The organism is Nitratireductor aquibiodomus NL21 = JCM 21793, assembly GCF_000615975.1.
Taxonomy (GTDB): Bacteria; Pseudomonadota; Alphaproteobacteria; order Rhizobiales; family Rhizobiaceae; genus Nitratireductor; species Nitratireductor aquibiodomus.
Genome location: NZ_BAMP01000049.1, coordinates 21,921 through 29,776, shown reverse-complemented (window position 1 = coordinate 29,776; position 7,856 = coordinate 21,921). Strand labels below are relative to the sequence as shown.

Annotated in this window: 5 protein-coding genes; all 5 read left to right on the top strand. The window is 60.5% G+C overall.

Features of this window, described 5'->3' with window-relative positions; translation table 11 throughout:
* On the top strand, nucleotides 1–806 hold an 806-nt coding region (locus tag JCM21793_RS14100; protein WP_025030779.1), incomplete at its 5' end, for a TolC family protein.
* A 262-nt stretch (nucleotides 807–1,068) separates the two neighbouring features.
* Nucleotides 1,069–1,833 (top strand): PopZ family protein, encoded by a 765-nt coding sequence (locus JCM21793_RS29755; protein WP_025030778.1) that lies wholly within the window; start codon nucleotides 1,069–1,071, stop codon nucleotides 1,831–1,833.
* A gap of 188 nt (nucleotides 1,834–2,021) precedes the next feature.
* Nucleotides 2,022–4,874 (top strand): valine--tRNA ligase, encoded by a 2,853-nt coding sequence (locus JCM21793_RS14090; RefSeq protein WP_025030777.1) that lies wholly within the window; start codon nucleotides 2,022–2,024, stop codon nucleotides 4,872–4,874.
* Nucleotides 4,875–5,288: 414 nt separating this feature from the next.
* The gene (locus JCM21793_RS14085; RefSeq protein WP_007008256.1) at nucleotides 5,289–6,530 is read left to right on the top strand and encodes an OmpP1/FadL family transporter; all 1,242 of its coding nucleotides are present in this window, start codon (nucleotides 5,289–5,291) and stop codon (nucleotides 6,528–6,530) included.
* Between the two features lie 247 nt (nucleotides 6,531–6,777).
* Entirely contained in the window at nucleotides 6,778–7,710 is a 933-nt protein-coding gene (locus JCM21793_RS14080; RefSeq protein ID WP_202800338.1) for a TerC family protein, read from the top strand.
* Nucleotides 7,711–7,856 lie beyond the last annotated feature (146 nt).

Genomic DNA, 7,856 nt, shown 5'->3' with positions numbered 1-7,856 from the left:
CTCTGGCGCAGCTCAGCGCGGCGCGGGCTTCCGTGACATCGAGTTCGGCTGTCTATCGCCAGTTGATCGGTGATGCGCCGCAGAATTTGAAGGCGGCGCAGCCGCTGACGAAGCTGCTTCCCAAGAATCTCGACAGCGCGCTTTCACTCGGCCTTGCTGCGCACCCGGTCATCAAGGCGCGCCAGCATCAGATCGACACGGCGTCGTTCCGCGTAAAATCTTCGGAAGGCGCATTCCTGCCGCAGGTCTCGGGTTCTGTCGGGCTTTCGCACAGCTATCAGGACTCATCGCCGGGCCTTTCTGCCGATGGTTCGCGCGATAGCGCGCGCATCGGGCTCAATCTGACCGTGCCGATTTACCAGGGTGGTCAGGCCTCGGCGCAGGTGCGCAAGAACAAAGAATCGCTCGGTCAGGCGCGCATCAATCTTGATGTCAGCCGCGATCAGGTTCGTGCGGCCGTTGTTTCGGCCTGGAGCCAGTATCAGGCAGCGCGCGAATCGCTTTCTGCCAACCGGGAACTGGTGCAGGCGGCACAGCTGGCGCTCAATGGCGTGATCGAAGAGCGCAATGTGGGACAGCGCACAACACTCGATGTCCTGAATGCGCAGGCGGACGTTATCGACGCGAAGATCAACCAGGTGAGCGCGGAGCGTGACATCGTGGTTGCCAGCTATGCCATTCTTTCGGCGACCGGACGGCTTTCCGCCAGCCGGCTTGGTCTTCAGGTCAGCGAATACCGGCCCGAGGAACATTATCAGGCAGTGAAGGACAAGTGGTACGGCCTGCGTACGCCGGACGGTCGCTGAGACCTGTCAGCGTTTCCTGGGCGGCTTCGTCCGGACATATTCCCTTATATTCAAGCGATAAAGAAATGCCGGGCTCTCGTGAGCCCGGCATTTCTGTGTGCAACCTGAAACTGCACGGGTGCGGGGATTCTCATGCGCCCGCCCGTGCGTTACGCTTTCTGTTGTGATTCGACCGTCTGCACTGGTGCCTGGACGGGCAGAGAGAACGTCGTTCCGGGCAGGGTTGGTGAAGCGGACGCAGCTGGAGGCGGCAGGTTTGACTATGTCACAGGGTTTCGGGGCGCAGAAGATGGAAGCAGCAGTCGAGGCGCTGACTTCAAACGGGAGTCAGCGTGAGCCCTCCATGGAGGAGATACTCGCGTCGATCCGGCGGATCATCGAGGACAATGATGCGCCTTCGGCGAGGTCATCCGAGAATGCGGGCGCTGCCGCTGTTGCTGCGCGAGAGGCCACGGCTCCCCAGAGCGGAAACGTGGAGCAGGGCCAGGTGCCAGCAGACCAGCCAGAAAAGCGGGACGCGGCGGCGCATTTTGAAGCCTCGGCTGACGTTGAGAGTTTTCGAACAGAGCTGCGCGATTCTCAGGCGCATGAGGAGGATGTGCGTCCGGAGACGATGGAGGCGCCGCTTGCCGGTGTCTCGTCCATTGCATCTGCGCAGGATGATGCGCCGGCTATCGATCGGGGTCTCGTGCAGCGGCTCGCCGAGGTTGAGGCTGTTCAGAAAGAACCAGCCGCCGAGACCGATGATCGGGAGCAGCAGGGCGAACCCTATATGCCGGTTGCCGCGGGTGCGGAGCGGGCCGATGAGGCAAGGCAGGGCATCCTTTCCGAATATACGGGCCGCAAGGTGGCGGCTGCTTTCGGCGAACTGAATGAGGCCTTTGAGGCCAGCCGTCGACGCAATTTCGACCAGATGGCCGAGGAGATGCTCCGGCCGATGCTGCAGGACTGGCTCGACAACAATCTGCCAACCATCGTGGAGCGCCTCGTGCGCGAAGAGATCGAGCGGATCGCGCGCGGCGGATAAGCCGCGCCGCCAGCCGGTTGACTTGATCTGACCCTTCGGCTTTACACCGTTCTGTGAACAGACCAGATTGCGGGTCTGTGGCTTTGCCGTTTTTCAGAAAGACGGTGAAGCGATCCGACTGTTGATTTCACGCAGTTCCGGAGGGGCCGTTTTCACGTTTCCGGGATTGCTCTAGCGCGGAAACCCTTATGCTTGAAAAGACTTACGACGCGGCAAGCGTCGAGCCGAAAATCGCCGCTCGCTGGGAAGAGGCCGATGCGTTCAGGGCCGGAGCCGGTGCAGAAGCGGGCGCGGAATCCTTCACCATCGTCATTCCGCCGCCGAACGTGACCGGTTCGCTGCATATGGGCCACGCGCTCAACAACACGCTGCAGGACATCATGGTGCGCTTCGAGCGCATGCGCGGCAAGGACGTGTTGTGGCAGCCGGGCATGGACCATGCGGGCATCGCCACCCAGATGGTGGTCGAGCGGCAGCTCATGGAGAAGCAGCAGCACCGACGCGACATGGGCCGCGAGAAGTTCGTCGAAAAGATCTGGGACTGGAAGGCGGAGTCGGGCGGCGCGATCATGAACCAGCTCAAGCGGCTGGGCGCTTCCTGCGACTGGTCGCGCGAGCGTTTCACCATGGACGAGGGCCTGTCGAAGGCGGTGGTCGAGGTGTTCGTCTCGCTCTACAAGCAGGAGCTGATCTACAAGGACAAGCGCCTCGTCAACTGGGATCCGAAGCTGCTGACGGCGATTTCGGACCTTGAGGTCGAGCAGGTCGAGACCAACGGCAATCTCTGGCACTTCCGTTATCCGCTCGCCGACGGGTTGACCTATGAGCATCCCTACAGGCTGGACGACGAGGGCAACCGCGTTATCTGGCGGCCTTCGGACGGGCAGCCGGATGGCTATGAGACGCGCGACTATGTGGTGGTGGCCACGACGCGCCCGGAAACCATGCTGGGCGACTCTGGTGTTGCGGTTCATCCCGACGATCCGCGCTACAGGGAACTGATCGGCAAGAACGTGTTCCTGCCGCTGGTCGGCCGCCGCATTCCCATCGTTGCCGACGAGTATCCGGACCCGGAAGCGGGCACCGGCGCGGTGAAGATGACGCCTGCGCACGATTTCAACGACTTCGAGGTCGGCAAGCGACACGATCTGGCACAGATCAATATCATGGCGACCGATGCCACCATTACGCTCAAGGGCAATGAGGCGTTTCTCGAAGGGCTGGAAGGGGCCGATGCGCCGCTCGCCCGCACGATCGCCGAACTCGACGGCGTCGACCGGTTCGATGCGCGCAAGAAGATCGTGGCGATGATGGAAGAGGCCGGGCTTCTGGAGAAGATCGAGCCGCACAAACACATGGTGCCCCATGGCGACCGTGGCGGCGTACCGATCGAGCCGTTCCTGACAGACCAGTGGTATGTGGATGCGAAGACGCTGGCGAAGCCCGCGATTGCATCCGTGCGCGAAGGCCGCACGAAGTTCGTGCCGAAGAACTGGGAAAAAACCTATTTCGAGTGGATGGAGAACATCCAGCCCTGGTGCGTTTCCCGTCAGCTCTGGTGGGGGCACCAGATCCCCGCCTGGTATGGTCCCGACGGGCAGGTCTTCGTCGAGAAGGATGAGGAGACGGCGCTCGAGGCGGCGATCCAGCATTACATCTCGCATGAAGGCCCCTGGAAGGCCTGGGTGGAAGAGAAGCTCGAGAATTTCGAGCCGGGCGATATCCTGACGCGTGATGAAGACGTGCTCGACACCTGGTTCTCTTCGGCGCTCTGGCCGTTCTCGACGCTCGGCTGGCCGGACAAGACACCGGAGCTTGCGCGCTACTATCCGACCTCGGTGCTGGTGACCGGCTTCGACATCATTTTCTTCTGGGTTGCCCGGATGATGATGATGGGCATGCACTTCATGGACGAAGAACCGTTCCACACGGTCTATGTTCATGCGCTGGTGCGTGACAAGAACGGCGCCAAGATGTCGAAGTCAAAGGGCAACGTCATCGATCCGCTCGAGCTGATCGACGAATATGGCGCGGATGCACTGCGCTTCACGCTGACGATCATGGCCGCACAGGGCCGCGACGTGAAGCTCGATCCGGCGCGTGTGGCGGGCTACCGCAATTTCGGCACCAAGCTCTGGAACGCGACGCGTTTCGCCGAGATGAACGGCGTCAAACGGGACGAGAGTTTCCGTCCGGAAAATGCGAAGCTTGCAATCAACCGCTGGATTCTGACGGAACTCACGCGGGCGGCGAACGGCGTGACGGAGAGCATCGAGACCTACCGCTTCAACGAGGCGGCGGGCACGGCCTATCGTTTCGTATGGAGCCTGTTCTGCGACTGGTATCTGGAGCTGTTGAAGCCGGTGTTCGCCGGTGAGGACGAAGAGGCCAAGGCCGAGGCCCGCGCCTGTGCAGCCCATGTGCTCGACGAGACCTACAAGCTTCTGCATCCGATGATGCCCTTCATGACGGAAGAGCTGTGGGCGCATACGGGTGGTGAGGCCGGGCGCGACAGCGTTCTGGCGTTGACCCGCTGGCCGGCGCCTGACTTCGAGGACGCGGATGCGGCAGCCGACATCAACTGGCTTGTCGACCTCGTGTCCGGCATCCGTTCGGTGCGCGCAGAGATGAATGTGCCGCCGTCTGCCACGGCGCCGCTGGTTGCCGTTGGGGCCGATGAGGCAACGCGGGCGCGCATCGCACGCCATGACCCGGCCATTCGGCGGCTTGCACGCGTGGGAGAGCTTGGCTTTGCCGGTGAAGCGCCGAAGGGCTCGGCGCAGATTGTGCTCGGCGACACCACATTCTGCCTGCCGCTGGGCGATCTGATCGACCTGTCGGCGGAAGCCGCGCGGCTTGAGAAGGAGATCGCCAAGACGGCCTCGGAAATGCAGCGTCTGGAAAAAAAGCTTGGAAACGAGAAATTCGTGGCCAATGCGCCGCAGGAGATCGTTGCAGCCGAGCGTGAGAAGCTCACTGAATTCGCCGATGCGAAGGGCAGGCTGGAAGTGGCGCTCGCCCGTGTCCGGGAAGCTGGCTGAACCGGTCGACCAGTCCGCGGAATTACAAGCGAATGAAGCCGCGCTCACTTTTCAGGTGGGCGCGGCTTTTCTTGTTCCGCGCAATGCTGATTCGTAGTTGCGCGGCGTGCGGAGCGATCTGAATATGGCTTCCCTGAGGGTGGTTTGTGACGGTTGTGCGAAATCCCCAACGGGTGTTGCATTTGCGCAACTGGTGATGAATTTGCGAAGCCAGCTAGGCAAAATGTGTCGATTTCAGGGGAATTTTAAGGCGCTTGCCTCTTTGCTGGTCCTTGGCGCACGGATTGTCACGCCAATATCCCATAGGCGTATTACGTTAACGTAAGCGTGAGGTGCGACAAGCTGTACAGTAACAATTGAGGTTCGAGACCGCGCTGCTATTCTCGGACCAGCAATTGGAGGAGAGGGGATCTCATGCGTTTGGTTCGCACTGTTTCGGCAGCGTTGATGGTCTCGGCGAGCGCGAGTATCGCTTATGCCGGTGGCCTGGAGCGCGGTGGTTACAACGTCGATCTTTTGTTCGATCCGGCACCGTTCGCCTTTGAGGCGACAGGCACCTATGTGATGCCGCAGCGCAAGCTGGACAATGTCGTTGGCAAGAACGCCTTGGGTGGTCCGGTGCCCGGAGCGTCGCAGGGGGTAAAGGATACGGAAAGCTATTTTTCACCGCGTCTCGGTGTGAAAGTCGGGATCGGTGAACAGGTTGACTGTCTGATCGACTACTCGCAGCCTTGGGGTGTGCACACCAACCCTGGCGCAAATTGGGCCGGTGCCTATCACAATATTGAGACCAAGGTCGACAGCCACAACTTTGGCGGCACCTGCTCCTATAAGATGCAGGCCGGCAAGGGGCAGTTCCGCGTTCTCGGTGGCGTCTTCTATCAACAGCTTGAGGGTTTCAAGGAACGCCAGGTCTTCTTCCCGACACTCGCCGGCAATGGTATCGGACGGCTTGATCTGGAAGGAAGCGGTGTTGGCTGGCGTGTCGGTGCCGCCTACGAGATTCCGGAGATCGCGTTCCGCGCGAGCCTTGTCTACAATTCACGGGTCAAGCTTGATGACATAACCGGAACACTGGATCTTTCCCGTGTACCCGGAGCCGTCAGCCCGCCCGTGACGGGTCGGATCACGCCGGTTTTCGGCGCAACCGAGATGCCTGAAACCGTCGAACTGAAAGTGCAGTCCGGTATTGCTCCTGGCTGGCTGGCATTCGGTTCTGTGAAATGGGTCAACTGGAGCATCCTTCAGTCCATTCCGTTCTGCCCGGAAGCCACGCGGGGGATTGCCTGTACGACAACCGGTCCGACGCGCGCCACGTCGCTCGACCTTCTCTATCGCGACGGCTGGACGGTTTCCGGCGGCATCGGCCACAAGATCAACGAGCAGTGGAGCGCTGCGGCCAGCCTCACCTGGGATCGTGGAACCTCTCAGGGCTTCGGTCATCAGGCGGACTCCTGGACGCTCGGCGGCGGGGTCGCCTATACGCCCAACGAGAACGTCGAGATGCGCCTGAGTGGGGCGCTCGGCATTCTTACATCGGGCGAATCCGGTGCCATTGTGGGCGACGACGGTCGGGTTTACGGCAATGACATCTCCTACACCTTTGACAATGATCTTGTCGGAGCCCTGTCCGCCTCGATGAAGGTGAAGTGGTAAACAGCTCTTCTGAGAACAGCGTGCAAGACCCGGCTTCGGCCGGGTCTTTTCGTTTCTGGAGCCGGGCGTGCCATGCATTTGTGCATGGCTTGTGTATGGGCGGGGACTGCGCGGACTTGTATTGCTGCGGTTTTTACCGCACATAGAGGCAGTCACCCGATCCGGGCCCCTCTGGCAGGCAAGGCGTTGCCTGTGATGTCGGATCGAACGACAACGCGCAAACGCGGCGCAAACCCCGTATCTTTCCATGACAATGCATGACTGGCTGTGGCCCGGATTTCTGGCCTTCGTGGCTGTGGTTCTCTTTTTTGATCTTTTTGTCCTGCACCGGCGCGATCACGTTATCACGACGCGTGAAGCCATGAAAACCGTCGCAGGCTACGTGGCTCTCGCCATGGTTTTTGCCATGGGCGTGTTCTACTTCGGCGGCAAGGATCGTGGCGCGGAATTCCTGACCGGCTATCTGATCGAGCAGGCGCTTTCGCTGGACAATATCTTTGTCATCGCCCTGATCTTCACCTACTTCAAGGTGCCGTCCGAGGCGCAGTACCGTGTGCTTTTCTATGGCATTCTGGGGGCGATCGTCATGCGTCTCTCGCTGATCGTGCCCGGCGTGAAGCTGGTCGATCAGTTCATGATCATCGGCATGGCGCTGGGCGCGCTTCTCGTTTTCTCCGGCTTCAAGATGATGACGTCGGACGAGGAGATGGTGGACCCCGGGGAAAGCCGCATCGTGAAACTTCTGATGCGGACCGGGCGTGTGACGGAGGAATATCACGGCTCGCGTTTTCTCACCCGGCGCAATGGTGTTCTCTTCATGACGCCGCTATTTGTCGTGCTGGTCACGGTGGAGTTCACGGACCTGATCTTCGCTGTCGATTCCATTCCTGCCGTTCTGGCGATCTCCAACGACCCCTTCATCGTTTTTTCTTCCAATGTGTTTGCGGTCATGGGGCTGCGCGCGATGTTCTTTGTGCTGTCCGGCATGATGCGCACCTTCAAACACCTGAAGACCGGTCTGTCGCTAGTGCTGATCTTTATCGGCCTGAAGATGCTGGTCGCTCACTGGATCAAGATTCCCTCGCCGCTGGCCCTCTCGGTTACGGTGCTTCTGATCGGCGGTTCGATCGTCGCTTCCATCATCGCGCGCAGGCGCGAGGAACAAGAGGCGCGGTCCTGAACCTGCGACCCCGGGCAGGGCGCTTTTGGCGTCCTGTTCTCTCCTGCTGACGTCCCCTGACTCTTGTGCACAGGTCTCTGTGCTCATTTGGCAACAGTTTCTCAATAAGCATTCGGTTAAGAAAGGGGCGGGACGAAACGCCAATT

What these genes read in the sequence shown, in the direction of transcription:
- JCM21793_RS14085 (WP_007008256.1), top strand. Translation starts at nt 5,289, where the DNA reads ATGCGTTTGGTTCGCACTGTTTCGGCAGCGTTGATGGTCTCGGCGAGC.
- JCM21793_RS14080 (WP_202800338.1), top strand. Translation starts at nt 6,778, where the DNA reads ATGACAATGCATGACTGGCTGTGGCCCGGATTTCTGGCCTTCGTGGCT.
- JCM21793_RS29755 (WP_025030778.1), top strand. Translation starts at nt 1,069, where the DNA reads ATGTCACAGGGTTTCGGGGCGCAGAAGATGGAAGCAGCAGTCGAGGCG.
- JCM21793_RS14090 (WP_025030777.1), top strand. Translation starts at nt 2,022, where the DNA reads ATGCTTGAAAAGACTTACGACGCGGCAAGCGTCGAGCCGAAAATCGCC.